The organism is Streptomyces sp. NPDC007905, assembly GCF_042959345.1.
Lineage (GTDB): Bacteria > Actinomycetota > Actinomycetes > Streptomycetales > Streptomycetaceae > Streptomyces.
Window position 1 is genome coordinate 1 of the sequence record NZ_JBIBKS010000047.1, and the last position, 25,582, is coordinate 25,582.

Below are 25,582 nucleotides of genomic sequence, written 5' to 3' on the forward strand. Positions count from 1 at the left end.
CGCCCGTCGAATACGAAGCCAACTACTACACCGAACTCACGAAACCCCAGGTCACAACCACAGTCTGAGATCTCTACCGAACCCGGGGCGGTTCACTCTGGCTCTTGGGTTTGGGCTGGTGGTGACCCGGACGATGACGTCGAGGGCCCGATGTGGCGCCGCGGCCCGATCGTCGCCCGCGTACCGTACGAGGTCACCGCCGCACCCCTGGAGGGTCTGCGTGAACTCCGCAACGGCGTTGTCCGGTTGGCCCACGCCTGCAAGCCCGGCCCAGGCGCGTCCCGCGGCTGCGCCTGGAATGGGGACCGTTGCGTGAAACCGGTCTCCTGCGGAGGGTCACCGCCCCTACACTCCTTGTCATGACGGGGGTCGAGACGGTCAACCTGGTGATCGGAATCGTCGGCGTGGTCGCCGCCGTGGCGGGCGTCTACTACGCCCATCACGAATACCGCGAGCGGCGATCGGGGGCCGGCAACGGTGGTGGTGACGGTGCCCCGGCACCCGAGCCGCCGGACTCCTCGGCGCGGCAGCGGGCTTACGACGTACTCGTGTCGTACGCGTCCGGCGATGCCGATGCGGCCGAACTCCTGGCCGGGCGACTGCGCGCGGCGGATCTGGAGGTGTTCCTGGTGCGCTGGGTCGCGCCCGGACTGGTCCCGCTGCTGGAGACGGACCAGGCGCTCAGCGAGGCCAGGTGGGGAGTGTTGGTGTACGGCTCCGGGACAACGGCCGATCAGCGCGCCCGCCACGAATACGCGGCGCTGCTGCACCGCAAGTTCGAGGAGGGACTGCGGTTCGTGCCGGCCCGGACCACCGACGACCCACTGCCCCCGCTCGCCGCGATCCACCAGCCGCTCGACCTCACCCGTCCCGGCACCGAGCACTACAACCGCGAGGTGGCCCGCCTGGTGAGGATCATTCGCGCGCCCCGGGGCACGGCGGGGGTCTGACATGGGAGTCACCCGGCCATGGCGGCTGCCGCGCTGGACCGAGGTACGGGAACTGCACCGGGGGCGGTGCGGACGGATCGTGCTGGCGTGGCCGGACCCCGTACCGGAACGCCGGGACGGTGCGGCGGACGGGGGTGACGCGGGTGGTGCGGCGGGTGAGCCCGACGGGAGCGGGACCGGGCAAGTACGCCCGGCCGTGGTGCGGTACGTGCCCGCGCGGCTGCTCGTGCACCGGGCTCGGGCAACCGCGTTCCGCGCGGACGTCGACCGGCTGGGCGGGCTGCGCTTGCCCGAGGCGGCCGTGCCGTACATGTTCGTGCAGGCGCCCGCGTTCCGGGCGGCGTACGAGCGGTCAGGCGCGGCCGTCGGCGGGGCGCTCGTCAGCGACGCGGTGGAAGGAACCACGTTGGTACGCCTGTTGGAGAGCCACCGGGCGCTGTCCGGCCCCGCGGCGACGGTCCTCTTCCACGACGTCCTGCGGGCGCTGGCCGCCGCGCACGCGCGCGGGACGGCGCACGGCGACCTGCGGGCCGGGAAAGTGATGGTGGGTTCGGACGGCGGAGTCACGGTGACGGGCCTCGGGCTCGCGGCGCTGACCACGGGCGCCCCGGAACTGCGCGCGCCGGAACTCTGGCGCGGCACCGGCGTGCCGACCGGTCCGGCCGACGTGTACGCTGCCGGCTGCCTGCTGTATCTCTGCTTGACCGGTCAACCGCCCTTTCCGGTCCGGCAGTCGTTCAGCCTGATGTCACGGCACACCACGGCGCCGGTCCCGCTGGCGGGCGTCCCCGCGCCACTGCGGGAGCCGCTGGCCGCCGGGCTGATGAAGGACCCGGAGCGGCGCCCGGGGGCCGAAGCCCTGCTGACCGAAACACAGCGTTCGGTGGCTCCTCACTGGGAGGAACAGGGCAGGTCGGAGCTGGGGAAACTGGCCATGTCCCTGGTCGAGCCGCTGCCGCGGACACCTCCTCGGACATCTTCGACACCGCTGTGGCCGATCCGCCCCGCCGGACGCACCACAGGCTTCCAGCCCGCCTCCCGTGGCAGGCGCCGCACGCCGAAGAGTTTGGTTAGTACGACATATGCAAATCCCTCTCAAACAGGGACAGTTAACGCCTACTCTGGTGGCCCCGCGGGCCGATGACCCGGTCCGCCGAGGACGGCCCCAGCACGTCCAGGCCCAGGAGGTCCAGGCCGTTGAACGACCTGCCGAACGACGTGTTCCTCTCCTACGCGGCCGACGACGCCGCCTGGGCCGAACGGCTGGCCGACGAGTTGGTCAGGCACGGGCTGACGCCCTTCTTCGCGCAGTGGAGCATCGAGCCGGGCGAGGTGATCGTCCACCGCCTGGACGGCGCCCTGCTCGGCTCCCGCAACGGAATCGCCGTGATCAGCCCGGCCTCCGCGCGTTCGCCCCGTGCCATGGACGAGTACGCGGCGCTCGCCACCGCCTCGGCCGAGCGGGGACTGCGTTTCATACCGGTCCTGCTGGGCGGTGTCGCCGTACCGCCGTTCGCTGCGAACCGGGTCTGGCGGGACTTCAGCGACGTGACCGACGAGGAGTTCGCCGAGAAGGCAGCCGAACTCGCCGCGGTCGTCGCGGACCGGCCAGGGCAGGTGGGCCCGGCGGCCGCCCGGGACAACCTCACCGCCACGCAGCGCTCCCCGTCCCGGCCCGTCACTCCACCGGACGTTCCCGCCTTCGTCATCTGCTACGCCCCCGCCGACGCCGAGTACGGCCGGGCGCTGGCCGGTCAGCTGCGCGCGGCGGAACTGCCGGTCTGGTCGGTCGACGATCTGCGCCCGGGTGACGCCCAGTTCTGGGCGATCCGACAGCAACTGCGCGACGCGCTGGCCGTCGTGGTCGTGATGACCCAGCAGTCGCAGGACTCGGACGACGTCACCCGGATGATTCTTGAAGGCCAGGTGCACGGGCGGCCCTTCGTCCCCGTTCTACTGGACGGGGAGGCCAACTACCATCTCGCCACCGTCTGGCACATCGATGCCCGGGACGGGGCCCTGCTCGACGACACCGTCCTGGACCTGCTGCGCCGCCTGCGCGAGGACGTCACCCGTGGCCGGCCGCCCCGCCTGCCCGAGACTCCCCGTCGCGGACCCTTCCCGGCGGCGCGGCTGACGCCCTCCGCCGGGCTGGAACGGCTGCGCGCCCATCTCGCCGAGGGCGAGTACGAGCATGCGGACCTGCTGACCACCCGGCTGGTGATGGAGGCGGCCGGCCGGTCCACGGAGGGCTGGCTGAGCGCCCGTGACGCCGCAGCCGTACCGCGCGGGCTGCTGGCAGGCATCGACGCGTTGTGGGCCAGACGCTCCGACGGGCGGCAGGGTTTCCGGCGCCAGCTGGCACTCGCCCCGGCCGGGGGACGGCGCGGCCCGGGCTTCCCCGAGCTGGGTGCCGCGCTGGGCTGGCGTGACTCGACCGAGTCCGCCGTGCCCCGGCTCTACCGCGACTTCGCACGACGAGCGGGGCCCGGCAGACGGTCCGGGTTCTACCCGACCCTGCGCGACCCGGGTCACGAGAACGACCCGGACTGGTACGACCGTTGGAGTTCCACCGTGCTGGCGCTGCACGCGCGGCTGCGGGAATGGGGGGTATGACCCGTGATCTTTTTGCTGATGATCCTCTTCGTCGTCGCCGTTGCCCTGGCAGTGGCCTGGAACGCACGCGTCGTCGTGCCCGCCGACCATGTCGGCATCATCACCCGCAGGTACGTCCCCCAGCATCCGGATCGGTCGTACAAACACATCAACCCGCACAACGCCCGCGGAGTGCTGGCCCGCACGCTGTCTCCCGGCGCCCACTGGCTGTGGCCGGTGGTCAACTCGGTGGACTGCGTGCCCAGGGTGCATGTGCCGACGGACATGATCGGCGTGGTGACGGCCCTGGAAGGGCAGAACAGGTCCGGCCGGGGACGCCTGGCGCGGCATGTCGACTGCGACAACTTCCAGGACGGGGAGAGCTTCCTGCTCGGCAGCCCCGGCAGCCCCGGCAGCCCCGGCGGCCCCAAGGGCGAACAGGGCGTTCAGCTACGGACGTTGAGCGGCGGTCAGTCGTACTACATCAACACCCGCCTCTTCCGGGTCGAGATGCGGCCACGCACGTATGTGCCGCCGGGCACGATCGGCCTGGTCCAGGCGAGGGAGGGCGGTGTCCGACCGCCGGACCAGCGATTCGGTCGGCATGTCGAGTGCGACAACTTCCAGGACGGGGAGGCTTTTCTCGCTGGTGGCGGCGAGCAGGGGCGGCAACTGGCCATCCTGGGCGGCGGAAACAGCTACGACATCAACCCGGAGCTCTTCGACGTCATCACGGTCGACAATGTGGCGGCTTCCCGTGAGGGCCTCACAGAGGCGCATCTGCGAGAGATCTCCATCGAGGAGGACTACACCGGCGTGGTCATCGCCCTGGACGGCGCCGAGCCCGAAGGGGAGGTGGACGGCGCTGTGGCACCCCGAGTGCCAGGTCACCGCAACTTCCGCCTGCCCTGGGTCTTCCTGGCGAACGGCGGGCAGCGGGGCGTCCAGCAGGAGACCCTGGGCAAGGGCCCTTCCTACGCGCTCAACCCGTGGTTCGTCCGTGTGATGGTGATCCCCACGCGCGTGCTGATCCTCAAGTGGCACAACAAGCAGCAGTCCGAGGCCGACAACTACGATGCGGACCTCGGGCAGATCACCGTCAAGGTCCAGGGCCGCTTCGAGCTGTCGGTGGACCTCTGGCAGAACCTCCAGATCCCGCCGAAGGTGGCGCCCACGCTGGTCAGTCAGTTCGGCGGCGCCAGCACGGCCGGACTGGGCGGCCTGGTCGACGACCCGGCGCCGATGAAGCGGTTCGTGCGGGACGTCCTGGGAGTGGCCGTCACCGGCTACTTCAACGAGATCGCCATGACGAACTCCGTCTTCGAATTCCTCGACAGTTATGAGGACGTACGCAAGAACCTCACCGATCGGGTCAAGCATGCACTGGGCAAGTGGGGCGTGGAGACCCTGGAGACCAACCTCGGCGACTTCGAGCCAGTCGACCCGTCCATGCTCGACGCGCTCAAAGCGGAACTCATCGAGGAGATGCGGGGCAAGACTCTCGATCAGGCCGTGAAGAACGCCGAGCGCGAGGACGTCATCGACAAGTACCTCGCGCGCGCGGAGGCCCGCCGCGTCGGCCTCGATGTCAAGGCCGAGGTGGACGCGCTGGGCCGGGACAACGCGGCGATGATCCGCATCGTGCGCGAGTTCGCGGGTTTTGACGTCCCGCAGTACATCGGTGGCGGCGGTGACATTTCGGCGTACCTCTCGACCATGCCCCTGCCCGCGGTGCAGGACCTCCTGGCGCGTCTGCGCCAACTCCGACTCGACCAGCAGCTCACCCCGGGACCGGGCCGGCAGGAACTGACCGCGGACGGTGGGGGGAAGGCGCAGGACCCTGTGGGCACAGAACAGGCCGTGGACACGGCGGACCTCGTCGGTGCAGCGCACGACGCGGCCGACGGTGAGGCCGCGAGCGGGAGCACCGATGAGTCCTGGACGGAGCGCCCTTCTGGCGACGGGCACTGATCCTTCTGACGACGGGCGCTGTCCGGCAGCCGGACCGGCAGCGCCCGACCGACCTCCTGGCGTTGGCCGCGTGCTCGCGCCGCGCACCCGGACTGGGACCTGGGACGGGTGCGGATGAGCTGGAATGTGCTGGCTCAACAGCCCAGGGCTTCGAGCGGTCCCAGGCGGCGGGAGCGGTCGAGCAGACCGACGCCTTGGTCGAGGAGGCGGTGATTCTTGTTCCAGCGTTCGCGGGGTGGTTTGCTCGTGTACCCCGCCTGGGCGGGGAGGGCAGATGGTGGCCCAGTAGCCGGCGTGCGCGCGGACCTCGGCCGAGATCCTGTCGCACAGGTTGCGCCAGAGGGGCCAGCGGTCGCTGACCTGCACCGCGTCGGGCGGAGCGCGACGGACGGCCTCGGTGCAGGCGGTGGAGCCGTCCCGGCACACAGCCTGGATGCTGGGGTGCTCGCGCAGCCAGGACTCCAACGTCGCAGCCTCGCGGTCGGGTAACACCGCGACCCCCTGCGGTTTCGGCGTCGATGATGATCCTGGCGTAGCGGTGGCGGCGGCACAGAGGCCACCAGCGAGCGCACCATGGCGTTGCCTGGTGCTGCCCGCCCACCTTCGGGACGCGCTCGCCCCCTCTGGGGCCGGGTGTACTCGCCCCTTTCACACAGGAGGTTCCTCTGCACAGCGACGACGTCTGCCGTCCCTTCCCGATGACCGAGGAGTTGTCCCGGACGTCGTTCTACGGCAGCACGTCGGACGAGCGCGGACGCACGATGCTCGCCCATTACCTGCACCTCGCCCACACGGACGACCGCTACCAGGACCGCGACGGTGCGCAGCGCTTCACCGAGGCCGCACCCCGGTGGGCCGCCGAGATCATCCGCGACGTTCTCGTCCACGGAGCCGAACACGCCGGCGGGACCCAGGCGGTACGCCGCACCGTCCAGGAGCTGATGGAACTGCCGGCCATCGAGGAGAACTCCGTGGAGGAGGACAGCATCACCGCAGCGCTCCAGGAGACCCTGCCAGCCGCACAACTGCACCAGCTGAGCCAGATCGAGGCCAGCCTGGCCGGACACGACGCGCTGCTGCAGCTCCTCGCCACCCATCGCGGCCTGCACCCCACCGCTGACCGCCCTCACCGGCCCGATTCCCCGCCCGGCCCCGTGCTGTCCTGCACGGGGCCACACGCGCACCCCCCCACCTGCACGCCCACGCCCCAGGGGGCCGCGCCGTCCCGAACCGCCTGCGGCCTGCTGCCGGGCCCGCATCCGCGCATCCCCGGTGAGCATGGCCAGGGTGGCCAGTTTGACGGCTTGCTACGACGGGCTGCCGTTCCCTGTCGCCCACCCAGCCACCGCGAAGGCCAAACCCGCTGACAGTCGGCAGAGTGGGACCTATGGGTAATTCTGGAAGCCTGACGACCCAGCAGCGGGCCGCCATGCTGGCCACAGTGACTGCGAGTGCTCTGCTGTTTTCCAGCCTGACCAGCATCATCGTTGCCCTGCCGGCGGTCCAGCGCGACCTCGGACTGGACAGCTCAGCCCTGCATTGGGTCGTTGTCGCTGCGCTGCTGCCGCTGTGCGCGCTTGCTGTCGTCAGCGGTCGTCTGGGCGACACGATCGGACGACGCCGGGTTTTTCTTCTTGGCATGGCCTGCTTCGTCACCGGATCAGCACTGTGTGCCGTCGCAACCGATGGGGCCTTTCTCGTAGGAGCTCGTGCCGTGCAGGGTCTGGGCGTCGCGCTGGCCGTACCGCTCGCTCTGGCGAACCTCACCACCGCCCTACCGGCTGAGAAACATGGGTGGGCCATTGGCGTTCAGACCACGGTGATCTCCGTTTTCGCCGTCGCCATGCCTTTGGGCATCGCCCTACTGGCTCAGTACGGGAGCTGGCGGTGGGCCTTTGCCGCCACTGTCCCTGTGGCTGCACTGGTCGTCGTCCTGGCCTGGCGGCATCTGATCGAGACACGCGCTCCCGCTACGACCTCGCTGGACCTGATGGGCTGTGTCCTCATCGCTTCTGGGCTCGCCCTCCTGGTCTTCGCCTGTGAACGCTCTTCCGACTGGGGGCTCACCAGTGTCGGGGCGCTCGCTCCGCTCACCGCTGGTATCGCGCTGCTCGTCGCCTTCGTGCTGGCTGAGCGCCGCGCCCGAAGCCCACTGCTTGATCTCCGGCCTCTGCGCGGCGCCACGACATCCGTCCCCCTGGCGGCTCTGGCCCTCGTCCAGTGCGCGTCACTCGCTCTCGTCCTCTACATGACGCTGTATCTGCAGCATGTACTTGACATGGGTGCATTTCGCACGGGTCTCCTGCTGCTGGCCACCAGCGTGGGGACCATCGTGCTTTCGCCGCTCGTGGGACAGCTGACTGAGCGTGGCCATGGTGGCCGGCTGGTCATTACGGGCATGGCCGCCCTTGGTGTCTGCCTGCTCTGGCTTACCCTCGAGGTGTTCGACAGGCGCATCATCTTTCTTGTTCCAGCCCTCTTGCTGTTCGGGCTGGCGCCCCCGTTGGTCTACCCGTCAGCGACCACACTTGTTGCGGACACCGCTTTGGGCTCAGCCAAGGGTGTCGGCGCGGGTCTGGCGATCCAAGCCCGACAGGTCGGTGCCACTCTCGGGCTCGCACTGACAAACATGCTGTTCACCGCCGTCGAATGGCAGAAGCGGAACAGCCTCCTGAAACCCGGCGATGCCTTCACTCCGGAAGAACAGAGTGCTCTCGATGACGCCCTCACACGCGAGCGGATCGACACCGATCTCCTCGCCCAGCTGCCAAGCGCCTCACAGGACCACGTCCGTGGAGCCGCTGACGAAGCCTTCGCAACAGCAATCGAGATCACATTCCTCACCCTGGGCGGAATCATCCTGCTTGGTGCCCTCGTCGCCGTTACCGTGCAGCGCGGAACTATCGGCCGGTCGACGCCCAGACCGTCGGCATGACTGGTCAGTCCACTGCGGGACCGCTCGAGGGCATGTCTGCCGGCTCGCCGGCCGCCCCCTTTTTGCCGGGCCCCGGCCGGTGCTGATGCGCACGCACGATCGTGGAGGCGACCGCAACGACCCAGTCCAGGTCACCTTCGCCTGCGCACGGTGGTATTCGACCGTCCGACCGCTCCACTCGTACGCGGGTACCTGTACCTGCCGGGCAACGGACTCCACCGCCTCGCCTGGCAGCTCGAACCGGCCCCGGGGAAACCGGCATTGCTGCGTGTAGAACTTCAGCCACACGGCGAAGCCCAGTCTCGTCGCACCGCGCTTGCCGGACACGAGCCCCCGCTCGTTGCTCAACAGCGTCCAGTGCTCGACCAGGTCGTCCAGGTCCAAAGGGGTACGGGCCACGGTCGTCGATCGTCCTCTCGGGGCTTCACCCCGCGCAGCTGTACGATCCCGGACTCACCCACACGGGTGACACCCCCACAAGATCACCGCCGTTTGCGGCTGGTGACAGAGTTCTTACCGGCCCCCCGCGTTGGTGAAGGAACTGCCATGGAGGGAGGTTCCGCTGCTGGACTGCACTCGGGCCACCGCGCGCGGCCGTGACGAGATCCGTCGGCTCAAGGCCGCCACCGTGCCGCAGCTGCCGTTCCCGCACGTCGACCAGGCACTGCAGATCGTCCGTCGGCGGCGCACCTTACGCACCGGGAAGGTGTCGATCGAGCGCGTCTACGCGATCACGAGTTTGACGGTGCACCAACCCCGTAGCCAGCAGGATCTCTACTCACTTTCGCAACAGGCCCTGGCTGTCCAACCTACCCGCCGACACCCCGCTGGCCACACTCGTGCGGCAGGCCAAGCTCCGCCGGCGCATCGAGCACGACTACCGCGAGATGAAGCAGTCCCTGGGCCTGGCGCACTTCGAGGGCCGCACCTAAAGGGGCTGGCACCACCACGACACCCTCGTCTCCGTCTCGCACGCCTTCTCCACCCTTCAGCGCATCACCCGGTCCCCAAAAGAAACGGCGTCGGCCTGAGCCCCTACCGAATCGTCCGCGAACTGCAGTTGCTCCTCGCGGTCTGGGACCGGCGCTTGCCCCACCTGTCACCGCAACAAACCAGAACCCATACCAACCTGACCAAGCCCTATTAGGCGCTACGAAAGAGAATTCTCGCCCTGCGAGCACTGAACCTCTCACGGGGCCGGGGACAGCCGGTCAGGGCACCTCGGCCTCGAAGAGGGCGGCGCAGCCGTGGACCGAGAGGGTGTGGGTGGGGAAGCGTGCGGCCAGCTCCGCGCGCAAGTCGTCGAGGCTGTCCTCGGAGTTGTGCATCACGCCACGCCAGTTCCACGCCGCGAAGCTCGCGCGGGCGGCCGGCCCCACGGGGACGCCCTTGCTCAGCACGGTGGCGCCGAAGAGACGCCCGCCCGGCCGTACGCACGCCGCGACGTGGTCCAGCACCTTGGCCTTCTCCCGGATGGTGCCGGGCACGCAGTGCAGCAGGAAGTTCATCGACGCCGAGCCGAAGGACGCCTCGGGAAGCGGCAGCGGTTCCAGCGCGTTGGCCCGGACAGCCCTGACGTCGAAACGCGGGGCCAGGCGCCGCGCCGCGTGACGCAGCGAGTGCTCGTTCAGATCGGCCAGGGTGATGGACTGCCCTGGCTCCGTACGGCAGTTGTCCAGGAAGTAGCCGGTGCCGACCCCGACGTCCAGGTGTGTCGGGGACACGTTGCGGTCGAACATGGCGACCACCTCGGGCACCGGAACCCGGAACAGGAACCGGCAGTTGAACTTGAAGGCCACCAGGTCGTACAAGGGCAGCGTCCACGGCTGGTACATGGCCTGGCCGGCGTGCACCTGAGCGGAGTGGGACGAGGTGGTCACGGGGAACCTCCGGCCGACGGGCGATTGCGTCCGGCCTCGACTATACGGGGCTCAAGTGCCGTGCCTCGCGGGGTGGTCGTGTGGACCGACGAGGCACGGCGCTCGCGCCGGGAGGCGAAGGTCAGGAGCGGACCGTGCCGACGGCCCGGTCACGGACCCATTCCACGATCCTCTCCGTGGGCGTGCCCGGCGTGAAGATCTCGGCTACGCCCAGTCCCTTGAGCGGCGAGATGTCCGCTTCCGGGATGATGCCGCCGCCGAAGACCTCGATGTCCGCGGCGTCGCGTTCCCTCAGCAGCTCGATCACCTTGGGAAAGGCGGTCATGTGCGCCCCCGACAGGATGGACAGGCCCACAAAGGCGGCGTCCTCCTGGATCGCCGTGTTCACGATCTGCTCGGGCGTCTGGTGAAGACCGGTGTATACGACCTCCATCCCCGCGTCCCTCAGCGCCCGTGCGACGACCTTCGCCCCACGGTCATGACCGTCGAGGCCCGGTTTGGCCATGACGATCCGGATCTGCTGGTGCATGGCTGTGTCAGCCCTTTCTCACGGTGGGTTCAGAACGTGTCAGTGGGGGTGTAAGTGCCCCACACCTCGCGCAAGGCGTTGCAGACCTCGCCGACGGTCGCACCGGCGGCGAGTGCGTCCTTCATGGGGTAGAGAACGTTGTCCTCGCCCTCGGCGGCCTTCTTCACCCCGGTCAGCGCCTCGTCCACACGCGAGAAGTCCCGCCGGGCGCGGAGTTTGGCGAGGCGTTCGGCCTGCTGGGCCTCGATCGCCGGGTCGACCCGCAGCGGCTCGTACGGTTCTTCCTCGTCGAGCTGGAAGCGGTTGACGCCGACCACGACGCGCTCGCCGGAGTCGGTCTCCTTGGCGATGCGGTAGGCGCTGCGCTCGATCTCGTTCTTCTGGAAACCGTGCTCGATCGCGGTGACCGCCCCGCCCAGCTCCTCCACCTTCTGCATCAGCTCGACCGCGGCGGCCTCGACCTCGTCGGTCATCTTCTCGATCACGTACGAGCCCGCGAACGGGTCCACCGTCGCCGTCACATCCGTCTCGTACGCCAGCACCTGCTGCGTGCGCAGCGCGAGGCGGGCCGACTTGTCCGTCGGCAGCGCGATCGCCTCGTCGAAGCTGTTGGTGTGCAGCGACTGGGTACTGCCCAGCACCGCCGCCAGGCCCTGCACCGCGACCCGGACCAGGTTCACCTCGGGCTGCTGCGCGGTCAGCTGTACCCCGGCCGTCTGCGTGTGGAACCGCAGCATCATCGACTTCGGGTTCTTCGCCCCGAACTCCTCGCGCATCACCCGCGCCCAGATCCGGCGGGCCGCACGGAACTTCGCGACCTCCTCCAGGATCGTGGTGCGCGCCACGAAGAAGAACGACAGACGAGGGGCGAAGTCGTCCACGTCCATGCCCGCCGCGACCGCGGTGCGCACGTACTCGATGCCGTTGGCGAGAGTGAACGCGATTTCCTGCGCGGGGGAGGCACCGGCCTCCGCCATGTGATAGCCGGAGATGGAGATCGTGTTCCACTTCGGGATCTCGGCCCGGCAGTACTTGAAGATGTCCGCGATCAGCCGCAGCGACGGCTTGGGCGGGTAGATGTACGTCCCGCGCGCGATGTACTCCTTCAGCACATCGTTCTGGATCGTGCCCGTCAGCTTGTCCGCGCTGACCCCCTGATCCTCCGCCACCAGCTGATAGAGGAGCAGCAGCAGCGCGGCGGGGGCGTTGATCGTCATCGACGTCGACACCTTGTCCAGCGGGATGCCGCCGAACAGCACCCGCATGTCGTCGATCGAGTCGATCGCCACACCGACCTTGCCGACCTCACCGTGCGCGATCGGCGCATCGGAGTCGTGGCCCATCTGGGTGGGCAGGTCGAAGGCGACCGACAGGCCCGTCGTGCCGTTCGCGATCAGCTGCTTGTAGCGGGCGTTGGACTCGCTCGCCGTACCGAAACCGGCGTACTGCCGCATCGTCCACGGACGCCCCGTGTACATCGACGGATACACACCCCGAGTGAACGGATACGCCCCCGGCTCACCCAGCTTCTCGGCCGGGTCCCAGCTCTCCAGCGCGTCGGGGCCGTACACCGGCTCGATGGGAATTCCCGATTCGGCTTTGCGCACCATGGTGCCCTGCCTCCCGTTGAATTGATGTTTCGAAGTGTTCACATGGTCCGCGCCACCGAGACCGGGGATCGGGGAGCGGAGTGTGGTGGAGGCGCTCAGAGCGGTGAGGGGTTGAGGAGTTGAGCGCGATTCCTTCGACCGGCCGACGCCCCCGGAATTTGAGATTCCGAAATTCCGGCGGGGGAGAGGGTTTTGTGACCGGAAAGATAGAAGACCGGGATCGGGTCAGTCAACACGAGTCCGCGTTCCGAGAAGCCCGGCTCAGGTTACTGGCCGGGAAACAAGTCCACGCTCCGCAACGGCGATGTAATAAATCTTCAACCAGTGCAAGATCGAACTTGATGGGGGTCGGTGCCTGTCGGGGGGTGTTCGCGAAGCTGAATATCAGTCAACTTTTAGATGCTTGAAAGATGGAGCAAGGGCTGCTCCGCCCGCTCAGGATGGGCGTGGCCGCTCCACAGACGCGAATGCCCCCTGTTGTCGGCTGTGAAGTCGGCAGGTCACGGGCGTCTTGTCGGCGCGCCCGAGTGACGCCCGGAGTTGCTGAACTGACTTCAGTGTCAGCAGTGTTGGCCGAGGAACCTTTGACGAGAACGGGACTCTCGGACATACTTCTTTCGGCCTTGGCTAGTTCGTGAGTTCGATGAGCGGATTGGTTGGGTGGGGGTCGTCACCGCCTCGACCGCATTGCCGGTGATTCCGCGCGCATGGGGAACGGCTGCCCGAGGATGCAGGTGAGGGACGAGGAACCGGTACGGGTTTATCTGCGTCACTTGGTTGCGCTGGTCGTCGTGACGAGGGTGACGACTAAGTGGCCGGCGGTGATAGGAAACTGAAAATCGGGGGATCGATGCACAAGCCTGCACTGGACGCACTTGTAGACGACTGCATGGCCGGGAACCAGCAGAGCTGGAACCGGATCGTGGAACGGTATTCGCCGCTGATATGGGCGATCGCCAGGGGTCACCGGCTCAGCGCGGCCGACTGTGAGGACGTCAGTCAGACCACCTGGATGCGGGTGATCCAGCATCTCGGCAAGCTTCGCGATCCCGAGAAACTCGCCCAGTGGATCGCGGTGTCGGCCCGCCGGGAGAGCCTGAAGCTCATCGAGAAGTCGGGGCGCAGCGTGCCGGTCGGCGACTCGCCCGTCTTCGACCGCTCGGAAGACTCCGAGAACCACCCGGAGGAGCGGACCCTGGCGAAGGAGCGCGACAACGAGGTGCTGCTCGCCTACTGCGCCCTCCCGTCGCGGTGTCAGGCGCTGCTCGGTCTGCTGGTGACCGACCCGCCGATGTCGTACGACGAGATCAGCGCCACGCTGGGCATGCCGCGCGGTTCTCTGGGGCCGATCCGGGCGCGCTGCCTGGCCCACCTGGGGAAGCTGCTGAAGGGGGAGACCGAGCGCCCCGAGCGGTCGGCCGAACTGCTCGACGTCATCACGCGATCCGGTCTGCGCACCTACGCGCTGGAGCAACACCGCTGAGCTGCGCCGCTCCGCCGAAAGTGCCTTCCGTCGTTCCGGTGGAAGGCACTTTGCGTTGCGTCGCCCGCCGGCGGGGTTCCTGTGGCCCCAGGGCTGATTCAAAGTGCTGCGCTGCTCCACCACCCGCATCACCAGCCTCGTCCAGGCCGTCCTCACCCTGCACCTGACCCGCTCAGACTGAAGTGGGAAACCTCAGTGGCACACTGGTCGTCGTGTCCAATTCCTACGCACAGCCCATCTTGAGAACGGCGGACCTTTCGGAGGGATTGCGCATCGTTCAGAGGCTGCTGGGGATCGCCGACCTGAGGGATCTTGAAGTCGATTTCGATGCTCGGATCTCCTCGCCTCACTCCCTATCGGGAGTGCTGTCCCTGCTGCCGGATGCCGATTGGTGGGCGGAAGGGCACGGGGACGGCGCCTCGGACATGGGGGTTGATCCGATGGCCTACCTGCCCATTTGGCTACGCCGCTGGGCCGGGACACCCGAGACCGTGGTGCCGTTCCTCAAGGCGGTGGGCGACAGCCCGGCCACGGTGCGGTGGGACTTCAACGCCTGGCCCGAGGCTCCGGAGGTAGGTCTGGGAGTGGGAGGCACCCGCGGAGCATTCGTCACCCTGTGCGCGCATGCCCGCGACCTCGACCAGGAAGAGCCTGCGGCCGACCACACAGTGTTCGTCCATGTCAAGCAAGTTGAGGCCGAGCGTGCACCGTGGCTTGCGGCCCAGGTCGGGCTGCGGGTGATCGGCGACTTGGTGATGGCACCGCACTGAAAATCCGTGATCTGGCCTGCGGCACTGCCCGCATGGTTCCCACGAGACCTACCGGGTTCTCCGGGAGGGCGCAAACAACTGACCACAACTTCCCGAGTGCAACCGAAGGCTCCTGAACAGCGCAAACCGCAGGTTGAAAGGGGCTCAGTGGCAGACTGGCGGCACATCGAAGCTCCGGACGGAAAGGGCGACTTGGGAAGGTCACCCCGTCAACCGGAGCTTCGTTGTGTTCGTGACGGACTTCCACTGGATCTTCACACCTCAGCGACCTGCACGTTTCCATGACCCCCAGGACTTTGAATCAGCCCTGCCTGTGGCCCAAGTGAGGTTTGAACACTTACCATTGATCCCCCTGAGGTCCACCTATAGCCTGGGTTTCTGTTTCATGAGTGTTTCGGTATGTGGAAGGTGGGTGGCATGAACGAGGCGGGCGAAGAAGAGGCGGCAGAATCGGGTGATGAAGCGCTGGCCAGACTTGGCGGCGCTCTCGGACGGCCCCCGCAGTCCATGCTGGACAATGCCAAGGCCCTCTTTGCGTTCGTGCACCGTGACGAACACCGAGCCGACCCGGCGTCAAGTGCTGAAGCCCTGCTGACGGTCGACCCGTGCGGCCGCGGGTGCGACGAGGTGACGCTGTCCATGTGACGTCGGTCACAATCGCGGTGGATTCCTGACGCGGATGTATCCGGAGCCGGTCCTGCCGGATCTGGGGTACGTGCGCAATCGTCGGGAAGGAAGTCCGTGACCGTTCAACGCAACCCATGGCCGGCTCTAGGCGCGCTGCTCGTCGGGTTCTCCCTCATCTCGCTGGACATGAGCGTCGTGGCGGTGGCCAACCCCGCGATCATGGCGGGACTGAAGGCCAGCGTCTCCGAAGTGATCTGGGTGACCAGCGCCTATCTGCTCACCTACGCGGCGCCGCTGCTGTTCACCGGACGGCTGGGCGACCGCTTCGGCCCCAAGAACGTCTATCTGGTCGGCCTGGTGGTGTTCACGCTCGCCTCGCTCTGGTGCGGCGTGGCCGGAAGCATCGACACGCTGATCATGGCCCGTGCCGTGCAGGGCTTCGGTGCCGCCTTGATGACGCCTCAGACCATGGCCGTGGTCACCAAGATCTTCCCCGCGGACAAGCGTGGCGCCGCCATGGGCGCCTGGGGCGGCTCCGTCGGCTTCTCCCTGCTGCTGGGCCCGGTCGTCGGCGGCCTGCTGGTGGACTCCGTCGGCTGGGAGTGGATCTTCCTCATCAACGTGCCGATCGGCGTCGTGGCCTTCGCCCTGGCGTGGCGGCTGGTGCCGGCGCTCGAGACGGAGAACCACAAGTTCGACGTCGTCGGGATCGTGCTGTCCTGCGCGGGCATGTTCCTGCTGGTCTACGGCCTGCAGGAGGGCAACGACGAGGACTGGTCGACCACCATCTGGCTGATGATCGCCGGAGGCCTGGCCGTCCTGGCGCTGTTCGTCGTGACACAAGCGCTCAACAAGGGCGAACCGCTGCTGCTGCTCAGCCTCTTCAAGGACCGCAACTTCTCGTTGGCAAACGTGGGCATCGCCGCCATGGGTGCCGCGGTGACCGCGATGACAGTGCCCTCCTACTTCTTCCTTCAAGGCGTGCGCGGACTCTCCTGCACGGAGTCCGCCCTGCTTTTCGCACCCCTGGCGATTCTGACGGGCGTCTGCGCACCCTTCATCGGCAAACTGTCCGACAAGACGCATCCACGCACCTTCACCACCATCGGCTTCGTGCTCTTCGCCGTCACCATTGTCGGATACAGCGTGCTGATGAAACCCGACTCGCAGCTGTGGATGTTCTCGGTCACGGCCGCCATCACCGGTGTCGCCAACGCCATGGTCTGGGGCCCCCTGGGCGCGATCGCCACCCGCAACCTCCCTGTCCACCAGTCCGGCGCGGGCTCCGGCGTCTACAACACCAACCGGCAGATGGGCGCCGTCCTCGGCAGCGCCGCCGTCGGCGCCCTGTTCACCGACCGGATCCAGGCACACCTGCCGCGCATCGGCGGCAGCGGCGGGCAGTTCGAAGGAAGCGCCACCGCGATCCCGAGCGCGTTCCACGAGCCCTACAGCAAGGCCCTGAGCGAGACAGGCCTGCTGCCGGCCGCTTTCCTGCTGCTGGGCGCCGTCGTGTGCGCCATGTTCCTGCGCTTCCCGCCGCAGGAGCCGCAGACGGAGACCGAGAACACCGTCCTGCAGAAGGCCGAGGACGCCGGGTGAACGGGGAGGGTACCCATATGGCCAGCGGCGAGGACTTCGGACTCTGGATACGCAGACTCAACACGACCGACGACCCCAGAGCCAGAGTCGTCTGCTTCCCGCACGCGGGCGGCTCGGCGAACTTCTACTTCCAGTTCGCCCGCCGCTTTCACGACCTCGAAGTCCACGGGATCCAGTACCCCGGCCGGCAGGACCGCCGGCACGAACCTTTCCGGGACACCATTCAAGAACTCGCGGACGAGATCGCCCGGCTTATGCGCGACTGGAACGATCTGCCGCTCGTCCTGTTCGGAAACAGCATGGGCGCGCTGGTGGCTTTCGAAGTCGCCCACCGCCTGGAGGCCATGGGCAACGCACCCCTGTCCCTGTTCGCCTGCGGCCGGGTGGGACCCATGATCAGCCCGGACGAGAAGACGTACCTCAAAGGAAAGGACGCCTTCCTCAAGGAAATGGCACTGCTCGGAGGTATGGGGCACGCGCTGTTGCAGGACGAGGAGATCCTCGATCTCGTCCTGCCGCCCATGCGCGCCGACTACCGGCTCGCCGAGACATACCGCGGCTCACCGGAGAAACGGATTGCCGCGCCGATCCATGTGCACATCGGAAACACCGACCCGAAGGTCACCGAGGCCAAGGCGGCCGAATGGCGGTTCGCCACCACCGGTGCCTTCACCCTGGACATCCATGACGGCGGCCACTTCTTCTTCACCGACAACAGCGACCGCCTGATCGAGGCCGTCAACAGATCCGTGGAAGACGCGCTCACGACAAACGCCTGACAGCCGCCGTTCATCGAGGCGGCCAGTCACCTTACGACAGGACGGCATGCCCGGCACCGCTGCATTCGCGATGCCGGGCATGCCGTCCCGCTGTCTGCAAAAAGTGGCTGTGAAAAGTCTCGAGGAATTTGTATCCGCATCCCCCACCGCGGGATCTAGAGGGACGACCACACGGTTGCCGGCATAAGCCCGAAGGTGGGGGAAACAGCATGGCCCTCGAGAAGCACGACGTCGTCGGAGCCCTGCGCAAGTCGCTGAAGGAAACCGAGCGGCTGCGGCGCCAGAACCAGCAGCTCCTCGACCAGGTGGGAGAACCCCTGGCGATCGTCGGCATGAGCTGCCGCTTCCCGGGAGGAGTGACCTCGCCCGAGGACCTGTGGTCGCTGGTCGCCGAGGGACGCACAGGAATCTCCGAGTTCCCCGCCGACCGCGGCTGGGACCTGGACAACCTGTACGACCCGGACCCGGACCACCCCGGCACCGCCTACACCCGACACGGCGGATTCCTCGACGGCATGGCCGAGTTCGACGCCGAGTTCTTCGGCATCAGCCCCCGTGAGGCGCTGGCCATGGACCCGCAGCAACGGCTGCTGCTCGAAGGAGCCTGGGAAGCCTTCGAGGACGCGGGCATCGACCCCACCACCCTCAAGGGCAGCGACACCGGCGTCTTCTGCGGGCTGATGTTCTCCGACTACCAGTTCGTCGCGAGCCTCAGCGACCGGCGGCCCGAGATCGAGGGCTATCTGTCCATAGCCTCCTCACCCAGTGTCGCCTCCGGCCGTATCAGCTACACCTTCGGCTTCGAGGGACCCGCGGTCACCGTGGACACGGTGTGCTCCTCCTCCCTCGTCGCCGTCGACCTGGCGGCCAAGTCCCTGCGCGCCAGGGACTGCTCGCTCGCCGTCGTCGGCGGAGCGACGACCCTCGCCCGGCCCAGCGCCTTCGTCGAGTTCAGCCGCCAGCGCGCCCTTTCCCCCGACGGGCGCTGCAAGGCGTACGCGGCCGCCGCGGACGGCGTCGGCTGGGCGGAGGGCATGGGCCTGCTCGTCCTGGAACGGCTCTCCGACGCCCAGCACAACGGGCGGCGCATCCTCGGCCTCATCAGGGCCAGCGCGGTGAATCAGGACGGCGCCAGCAACGGGCTCACCGCCCCCAACGGCCCCTCCCAGGAACGCGTCATCCGCCAGGCCCTCGCCAACGCCGGACTCACCCCCGCCGACGTCGACGCGGTCGAGGGCCACGGAACGGGAACACCGCTCGGCGACCCCATCGAGGCAGAGGCACTGCTGGCGACCTACGGCCAGAACCGGCAGAACGGCCCCCTGTGGCTCGGCTCGATCAAGTCCAACTTCGGCCACACCCAGGCCGCCGCCGGAGTGGCCGGTGTGATCAAGATGGTGATGGCGATGCGGCACGGTGTCCTGCCGCCGACCCTGCATGTGGACGAGCCGTCGCCGCATGTGGACTGGGAGTCGGGTAAGGTCCGGCTGCTGACCGAGGCCCGCGAATGGCAGGTTGAGGGACGTCCCCGCCGTGCCGGTGTCTCGTCGTTCGGCGTGAGCGGCACCAACGCCCACGTCATCCTGGAAGAGGCCCCGGCCCAGCCGCAGCAGCCGGCCCAGGACGAACGGACCGGAGTCCGGCCGCCGGTTCTCGTACCCCTCTCGGCCCGCAGCGAGGCGGCACTGCGCGAGCAGGCCGACCGCCTGCGCGCCCACATGATCGCCCGTCCGGAGCTGAACCACCTGGACATCGGCTTCGCCCAGGCGACCACACGCGCCCACCTCGAACACCGCGCCGTCGTCGTCGCCACCGACCGGGGCGCCCTGCTGACCGGTCTGAGCGACCTGAGCTCGGCCGAGCCCGCGGTGAACGTGGTGGAGGGGCAGGTCGTCGGCTCGGGTGTGAAGCCGGTGTTCGTGTTCCCGGGTCAGGGTGCGCAGTGGGAGGGCATGGCGGTCGAATTGCTGGATTCCTCGCCGGTGTTCGCCGCGGAGATCGCGGCGTGCGGTGAGGTCCTGGCCGAGTTCGTGGACTGGCGTTTGGAGGACGTGCTGCGGGGAGGCGCGGGTGCGCCGTCGCTGGAGCGGGTCGATGTCGTGCAGCCGGCTCTGTTCGCGGTGATGGTGAGCCTGGCGGCGCTGTGGCGGTCCTATGGTGTGGAGCCGTCCGCGGTGGTGGGTCACTCGCAGGGCGAGATCGCCGCCGCCTATGTGGCGGGTGGGCTGTCGCTGCGGGATGCGGCGCGGATCGTGGCGGTGCGCAGCCAGCTGATTCGTGACCGTCTGGCGGGTGGGGGCGGGATGATGTCGGTCGCGCTGAGTGCCGAGCAGGCCGGTGAGCTGATCGCTGCGTTCGTGGGTCGTGTGTGGGTCGCGGCGGTGAACGGCCCCTCGGCCGTCGTGGTCGCCGGTGATGCGGATGCGCTGGACGAGGTGCAGGCGGTCTGTGAGCGCGATGGCATCCGGGCGCGGCGCGTGAACGTGGACTACGCGTCGCACACCGCGCATGTCGAGGCGGTCGAGGCGGAGTTGCTGGAGGCGCTGGCGCCGGTGGAGCCGGTGAGTGGGCGGGTGCCGTTCCACTCCACTGTCACCGGTGGCGTGATCGACACGGCGACGATGGACGCGGCCTACTGGTACACCAACCTGCGCAGTCAGGTGGGTTTCGAACCGGCGATCCGCGCGCTCGTCGGCAAGGGTGTGGGCTGCTTCCTGGAGATGTCGCCGCATCCCGTGCTGACGATGGCCGTCGACGAGACCGTCGAGGCACAGGGTGCGGCCGCCCGGGTGGCCGTCATCGGCTCCCTTCGCCGCGACGAAGGCGGCCTGCCCCGCTTCCTGCTCTCGCTCGGCCAGGCCCAGGTCGCGGGCGTGCGCACCGACTGGGACGCCGTGTACGCCGGAACGGGCGCCCAGCGTGTCGACCTGCCCACCTACGCCTTCCAGCGCGAGGCGTACTGGCTGACACCGTCGGCGCGGAGCGGTGACGTCGCCACGGCCGGCCTGGACAGGATGCGCCACCCGCTGCTGGCGGCGGCCGTCCAGGTCGGCGACCGCGACGAGTGGGTCTTCACGGGCCGTATCTCCACCGACTCGCAGCCGTGGGTGCGCGACCACATGGTGCTCGACGTGGTGATCGTGCCGGGCGCCGCACTGGTCGAACTCGTCCTCGCCGCCGCCCACCACCTCGGACACGAAGTCCTCGACGAACTCGTCCTGGAGGTTCCGCTGACCCTCGACGAGACCTCCGCCCGGCACCTGCGGGTCATCGTCGGCACGCCCGACGACGACGGCCGCCGCGAGGTCGCCGTCCACTCCCTGGCGGAGACCGGGGCCGGACCGGAGGGCGAGCGGCAGGTCGTCCGGCACGCACGCGGCCGCATCGCCCCCGAGGCCGGGCCCGCGACACCCTTCCCCGCCCAGTGGCCGCCGCTCGCGGCCGTCGAGGCCTCCGCCGACGCCCTGTACGAGCGGCTGGCCGACATCGGGCTCGACTACGGCCCGCTGTTCCAGGGCGTCCAGGCGGTGTGGCGCAGCGGCGACGACGTGTACGCCGAGGTCGCCCTGCCGGAGGACACCGCCGTCGACGGCTTCACCGTCCACCCGGCGCTGTTCGACTCCGCGCTGCACGCGAGCATGCTCGACAGGGAGGCCGGCTCCGCCCCCGACCTGCCGTTCTCCTGGACCGGGGTGCGCTGCGGACGCCCGGCGACCTCCCGGGCGCGCGTGCGCGTTTCCAGCGCGGACGAGCACGCCGTCCGCGTCGACGTGGCCGATGAGAACGGCGACCTGGTCGTCGCCGTCGACAGCCTCGCCGTACGCCCCCTGGACCCCGCGCAACTGGCGGGAGCCCAGGGCGAGCAGCACGCGCTGTACCGGCTGGACTGGGTGCCGGTCACGGCAGAGCCGTCGCAGGCCCGCGTCGCCGTCCTCGGCGACCTCGACGCGCCCGGTGAGCGCTACGCCGACCTCCCCGCGCTGGAGGAGGCGCTCGCCGAGGGCGCCCCCACCGTGGATGTGGTGCTCGCCGAGATCGAGACCCCGGCCGCGGACGACCCCGCGCACGCCGCCGGCCTGGTCGCCGAGCGCACCCTCGCCCTGGCCCAGCGGTGGCTCGCCAGCGAATGGCTCGGCGAGGCCACCCTCGTGGCGGTCACCCGCCGCGCGGTCGCCGTCAACGCCGAGTCCGTCGACCTGGCCCAGGCACCTGCGTGGGGTCTGTTGCGCAGCGCGCAGACCGAGCACCCCGGCCGCTTCGTCCTGGTCGACGACGACGGCGGCACCCAGCCTGCCTGGAACGCCCTGTCCGCGCTGGACGAGCCACAACTGGCCGTGCGCGGCGGCGCCCTGCTGGCACCCCGCCTCGCCCGCACGTCCGCCGGGCCGTCCGGCCGGGCCTGGCGGCTGGCCAGCACCGAGCAGGGCTCCCTGGACAACCTCGCCATCGTTCCCTCCGACGGCACCCGCGCGCTCGGCGTCGGCGAGGTCCGCGTCTCCGTCCGGGCCGCCGGCCTCAACTTCCGCGACGTCCTCATCGCCCTCGGCATGTACCCGGGCGAGGCGCCCCTGGGCAGCGAGGCCGCGGGCGTCGTGGTGGAGACCGGCTCCGGCGTCACCGACCTCCAGCCCGGCGACCGGGTGTTCGGGCTGGTGACGGACGCCTTCGGCCCAGTCGCCGTCGCCGACCGCAGGACCCTCGCCCCGATACCGCGGCACCTCACCTTCGCCGAGGCGGCCGCCCTTCCCGTCGTCTACCTGACCGCGTACTACGGCCTGGTCGACCTGGCGGACCTGGAGCCGGGCGAGAAGCTCCTCGTCCACGCCGCCGCCGGAGGCGTCGGCATGGCCGCCGTCCAGCTCGCCCACCACTTCGGCGCCGAGGTCTTCGCCACCGCCGGCCCCGCCAAGGGGGACGCCGTACGCGCCCTGGGCGTGCCCGCCGAACGCATCGCCTCCTCCCGCGACCTCGGCTTCCGCGACAGCCTCCGCGAGGCCACCGGCGGAGAGGGCGTGGACGTCGTACTGAACTCCCTCGCGGGCGAGTTCGTCGACGCGTCACTCGAACTGCTGCCGCGCGGCGGCCGCTTCATCGAGATGGGCAAGACCGACATCCGCGACCCCGAGGCCGTAGCCCATGGGCACGACGGCGTGCGCTACCGGTCCTACGACCTCATGGAGGCCGGCCCCGAGCGCATCCAGCAGATGCTGGTCGAGATCGCCGCCCTCTTCGACCGCGGCATGCTGTCCCCGTCGCCGATCCGCGCCTGGGACGTACGCCGCGGCCAGGAGGCCTTCCGTCACCTGCGCGAGGGCCGCAACGTCGGCAAGGTCGTCCTGACCGTTCCGGCACCCCTCGACCCCGAGGGCACCGTGCTGATCACCGGTGGCACCGGAGGCCTGGGCGCCCTGTTCGCCAAGCACCTCGTCACCCGGCACGGCGCACGGCACCTGCTGCTGGTCAGCCGGCGCGGCCCGGCCGCCGACGGCGCCGCCGAGCTGGTGGCCGAGCTGGAAGCACTCGGCGCGCACGCCCGCGTGGCCGCCTGCGACGTGGCCGAGCGCGACCGGCTGGCCGAGCTGCTCGACACCCTCGACCGCCCCCTCACGGCCGTCGTCCACACCGCCGGCGTGCTGTCCGACAGCGTCATCGAGTCGCTGACTCCGGAGCAGATACGGCACGTCATGCGCCCCAAGCTGGAGGCCGCATGGCACCTGCACGAACTGACCTCGCGTATGGACCTGTCGGCGTTCGTCCTGTTCTCCTCCGCCGCCGGACTGCTCGGCAACGCGGGCCAGGCCAACTACGCCGCCGCCAACGCCGCCGTCGACGCGCTCGCCGCCCTGCGGCAGTCGGCCGGACTGCCCACCCTCTCCCTCGCCTGGGGCCTGTGGTCCGACTCCACCGGCATGACCGGCGAGCTGGACGAGGCCGACCTCGCCCGTATGCAGCGCACCGGCATCGGCGCGATCTCCAGCGACCTGGGCCTGGAACTGTTCGACCGGGCCCTCGCCTCCGAGGCCACCCTGAGCGTCCCCGTCCACCTGGACCTGTCCGCACTGCGCAACCGGGCCCGCTCCGGCCTGCTGCCCGCCATGCTGCGCGGCCTCGTACGCACCCCCACGCGCAACAGCGGTGCCCGCTCCCTGGAGCGGCAGCTCGCCGGCGTGCTCGAGGCCGACCGCGAGCAGGTCGTCCTGGACCTGGTCCGCAGCCAGGCCGCGTCCGTCCTCGGCCACGCCTCCGCCGCCGCCGTCGAGCCCGAACGCGCCTTCAAGGAGCTCGGCTTCGACTCCCTGGCCGCGGTGGAACTGCGCAACCGGCTCAGCCAGGTGGCCGGCATCCGCCTGCCCGCCACGCTGGTCTTCGACCACCCCACCCCCCTCGCGGCCGCCCGGATGATCCTCTCCGAGGTCGGCGGAGCCGGCGCCGAACAGCGCCCCTCGCCGCTCGACGCGGAACTCCAGCGGCTGGAGGCGTTCCTCATCGCCGTATCCGCCGACCAGCGGCAACTGGCCCAGCTGGCCGGCGCGAAGCCGCGCCTGCGCTCGCTCAGCAACCGGCTGCGGACCCTCCTCAGCACGGCCGTCACCGGCCACGACGACACCGACGACCACCTCGAGGACGACCTCGACTTCGCCTCTGACAGCGACATGTTCGACCTGATCGACAAGGAGCTCGGATCTGCATGACCGGGAAGACGGATGACGGCCGGAGCGGATCGATGAGCGACGAGCGGATGACCGACGAACAGAAACTGCGCACCTACCTGCGCCGGGTGACCGCCGAGCTGCGCACGGCCAACCGTAGGGTGCGCGAGCTGGAGCAGCGCGACGTCGAGCCGATCGCGATCGTCGGCATGAGCTGCCGGTTCCCCGGCGGTGTGACGTCGCCGGAGGAGCTGTGGGAGCTGGTGGCGTCCGGCCGCGACGCCATGGGCCCGTTCCCCGCCGACCGCGGCTGGGACCTGGAACGGCTCTACGACCCCGACCCCGAGCGGCCGGGCAGCGCCTACGCCCGCGAAGGCGGCTTCATCGACACCGCCACCACCTTCGACGCCGACTTCTTCGGGATCAGCCCGCGCGAGGCGCTGGCCATGGACCCGACCCAGCGGCTGACCCTGGAAACGGCGTGGGAGGCGCTGGAGGACGCCGGCATCGACCCGGCCTCCCTGCGCGGCAGCGACACCGGCGTGTTCGCCGGAACCGTCTCCTCCGACTACGGCCCCTCGACGCTGCCCGAACTGGAGGGCTTCCGGGTCACCGGCACCCAGAGCAGCGTGATGTCCGGCCGCGTCGCCTACAGCCTCGGCCTGGAGGGCCCGGCGGTCACGATCGACACCGCCTGCTCCGCCTCCCTCGTCGCCCTGCACCTCGCGTCCCAGGCGCTGCGTAACGGCGAGTGCTCCCTCGCCCTCGCCGGCGGCGTCACCGTGCTGGCGGGCCCCTTCCTGTTCGTCGAGTTCAGCCGCCAGCGCGGCCTGGCCCCCGACGGCCGCTGCAAGGCCTACTCGGCGTCGGCGGACGGCACCGGCTTCTCCGACGGCGTCGGTCTGGTCGTCCTGGAGCGCCTGTCGGACGCCCGCCGCAACGGCCGCCGCATTCTCGGTGTGATCCGGGGCAGCGCGGTCAACCAGGACGGCGCCAGCAACGGCCTCACCGCGCCCAGCGGCCCTTCGCAGGAGCGGGTGATCCGGCAGGCGCTGGCGAGTGCGGGTCTGTCGCCGGCCGAGGTGGACGCGGTGGAGGGCCACGGGACCGGCACCAGGCTGGGTGACCCGATCGAGGCGCAGGCGCTGCTGGCGACGTACGGCCGTGAGCGCGACGGTGACCCCCTCTGGCTCGGCTCCAT

General features: G+C 69.4%; 16 protein-coding genes and 3 pseudogenes. 14 read left to right on the plus strand and 5 right to left on the minus strand.

The window, feature by feature from the left end; all coding sequences use genetic code 11:
• Positions 1-359 precede the first annotated feature (359 nt).
• From ACFZDC_RS40460 to ACFZDC_RS40475, 4 genes are read left to right on the plus strand one after another with little or no spacing between them, the layout of a single operon-like run.
• The gene (locus ACFZDC_RS40460) at positions 360-950 is read left to right on the plus strand and encodes a TIR domain-containing protein (RefSeq protein ID WP_391331911.1); all 591 of its coding nucleotides are present in this window, start codon (positions 360-362) and stop codon (positions 948-950) included.
• 1 nt (position 951) lies between these two features.
• Entirely contained in the window at positions 952-2,094 is a 1,143-nt protein-coding gene (locus ACFZDC_RS40465; protein WP_391331913.1) for a hypothetical protein, read from the plus strand.
• Between the two features lie 53 nt (positions 2,095-2,147).
• Positions 2,148-3,566 carry a TIR domain-containing protein gene (locus tag ACFZDC_RS40470; RefSeq protein ID WP_391331915.1) on the plus strand — a complete coding sequence of 473 codons (1,419 nt, stop codon included), beginning with the start codon at positions 2,148-2,150 and terminating at the stop codon, positions 3,564-3,566.
• A gap of 3 nt (positions 3,567-3,569) precedes the next feature.
• Complete coding sequence (locus ACFZDC_RS40475) at positions 3,570-5,516, plus strand: SPFH domain-containing protein (protein ID WP_391331917.1); 1,947 nt, start codon at positions 3,570-3,572, stop codon at positions 5,514-5,516.
• A 161-nt stretch (positions 5,517-5,677) separates the two neighbouring features.
• Here ACFZDC_RS40475 and ACFZDC_RS40480 read toward each other — a convergent pair.
• Positions 5,678-6,069 (minus strand): annotated as a pseudogene (locus tag ACFZDC_RS40480) (transposase); the annotation flags it as partial.
• A gap of 145 nt (positions 6,070-6,214) precedes the next feature.
• On the opposite strand from ACFZDC_RS40480, the gene ACFZDC_RS40485 reads away from it, so the two are divergent.
• Positions 6,215-6,883, plus strand: a complete 669-nt coding sequence (locus ACFZDC_RS40485) for a hypothetical protein (RefSeq protein ID WP_391331918.1) — start codon at positions 6,215-6,217, stop codon at positions 6,881-6,883.
• Positions 6,884-6,945: 62 nt separating this feature from the next.
• Positions 6,946-8,451 carry an MFS transporter gene (locus tag ACFZDC_RS40490; RefSeq protein ID WP_391331920.1) on the plus strand — a complete coding sequence of 502 codons (1,506 nt, stop codon included), beginning with the start codon at positions 6,946-6,948 and terminating at the stop codon, positions 8,449-8,451.
• 153 nt (positions 8,452-8,604) lie between these two features.
• Here ACFZDC_RS40490 and ACFZDC_RS40495 read toward each other — a convergent pair.
• Positions 8,605-8,850, minus strand: a pseudogene (locus tag ACFZDC_RS40495) (DUF4158 domain-containing protein); the annotation flags it as partial.
• A gap of 398 nt (positions 8,851-9,248) precedes the next feature.
• On the opposite strand from ACFZDC_RS40495, the pseudogene ACFZDC_RS40500 reads away from it, so the two are divergent.
• A pseudogene (locus ACFZDC_RS40500) lies at positions 9,249-9,482 on the plus strand (IS701 family transposase); the annotation flags it as partial.
• Positions 9,483-9,662: 180 nt separating this feature from the next.
• On the opposite strand, the gene ACFZDC_RS40505 reads toward ACFZDC_RS40500, so the two are convergent.
• From ACFZDC_RS40505 to ACFZDC_RS40515, 3 genes are all read right to left on the minus strand, one after another.
• Positions 9,663-10,331, minus strand: coding sequence for a methyltransferase (locus ACFZDC_RS40505; RefSeq protein WP_391331922.1), 669 nt, complete (start codon positions 10,329-10,331; stop codon positions 9,663-9,665).
• Positions 10,332-10,452: 121 nt separating this feature from the next.
• The gene (locus ACFZDC_RS40510; RefSeq protein WP_391331924.1) at positions 10,453-10,860 is read right to left on the minus strand and encodes a cobalamin-dependent protein; all 408 of its coding nucleotides are present in this window, start codon (positions 10,858-10,860) and stop codon (positions 10,453-10,455) included.
• Between the two features lie 29 nt (positions 10,861-10,889).
• Positions 10,890-12,470, minus strand: a complete 1,581-nt coding sequence (locus ACFZDC_RS40515) for a methylmalonyl-CoA mutase family protein (RefSeq protein ID WP_391331927.1) — start codon at positions 12,468-12,470, stop codon at positions 10,890-10,892.
• An 850-nt stretch (positions 12,471-13,320) separates the two neighbouring features.
• On the opposite strand from ACFZDC_RS40515, the gene ACFZDC_RS40520 reads away from it, so the two are divergent.
• The 7 genes from ACFZDC_RS40520 to ACFZDC_RS40550 all read left to right on the plus strand — a co-directional run.
• Complete coding sequence (locus ACFZDC_RS40520; protein WP_391331929.1) at positions 13,321-13,953, plus strand: sigma-70 family RNA polymerase sigma factor; 633 nt, start codon at positions 13,321-13,323, stop codon at positions 13,951-13,953.
• A 212-nt stretch (positions 13,954-14,165) separates the two neighbouring features.
• A complete protein-coding gene (locus ACFZDC_RS40525; protein ID WP_391331931.1) occupies positions 14,166-14,723 on the plus strand; it encodes a hypothetical protein in 558 nt (185 codons plus the stop codon).
• Positions 14,724-15,140: 417 nt separating this feature from the next.
• Positions 15,141-15,368 (plus strand): hypothetical protein, encoded by a 228-nt coding sequence (locus ACFZDC_RS40530; RefSeq protein WP_391331933.1) that lies wholly within the window; start codon positions 15,141-15,143, stop codon positions 15,366-15,368.
• 96 nt (positions 15,369-15,464) lie between these two features.
• Positions 15,465-16,952 (plus strand): DHA2 family efflux MFS transporter permease subunit, encoded by a 1,488-nt coding sequence (locus ACFZDC_RS40535; protein WP_391331935.1) that lies wholly within the window; start codon positions 15,465-15,467, stop codon positions 16,950-16,952.
• Positions 16,953-16,969: 17 nt separating this feature from the next.
• Complete coding sequence (locus tag ACFZDC_RS40540) at positions 16,970-17,731, plus strand: alpha/beta fold hydrolase (protein WP_391331937.1); 762 nt, start codon at positions 16,970-16,972, stop codon at positions 17,729-17,731.
• Between the two features lie 209 nt (positions 17,732-17,940).
• Positions 17,941-24,423: an SDR family NAD(P)-dependent oxidoreductase gene (locus tag ACFZDC_RS40545; RefSeq protein WP_391331939.1), complete on the plus strand. Its 6,483-nt coding sequence runs from the start codon at positions 17,941-17,943 to the stop codon at positions 24,421-24,423.
• A partial coding sequence (locus ACFZDC_RS40550) for a beta-ketoacyl synthase N-terminal-like domain-containing protein (protein WP_391331941.1) occupies positions 24,420-25,582 on the plus strand: 1,163 nt, incomplete at its 3' end. The genes ACFZDC_RS40545 and ACFZDC_RS40550, both read left to right, overlap by 4 nt.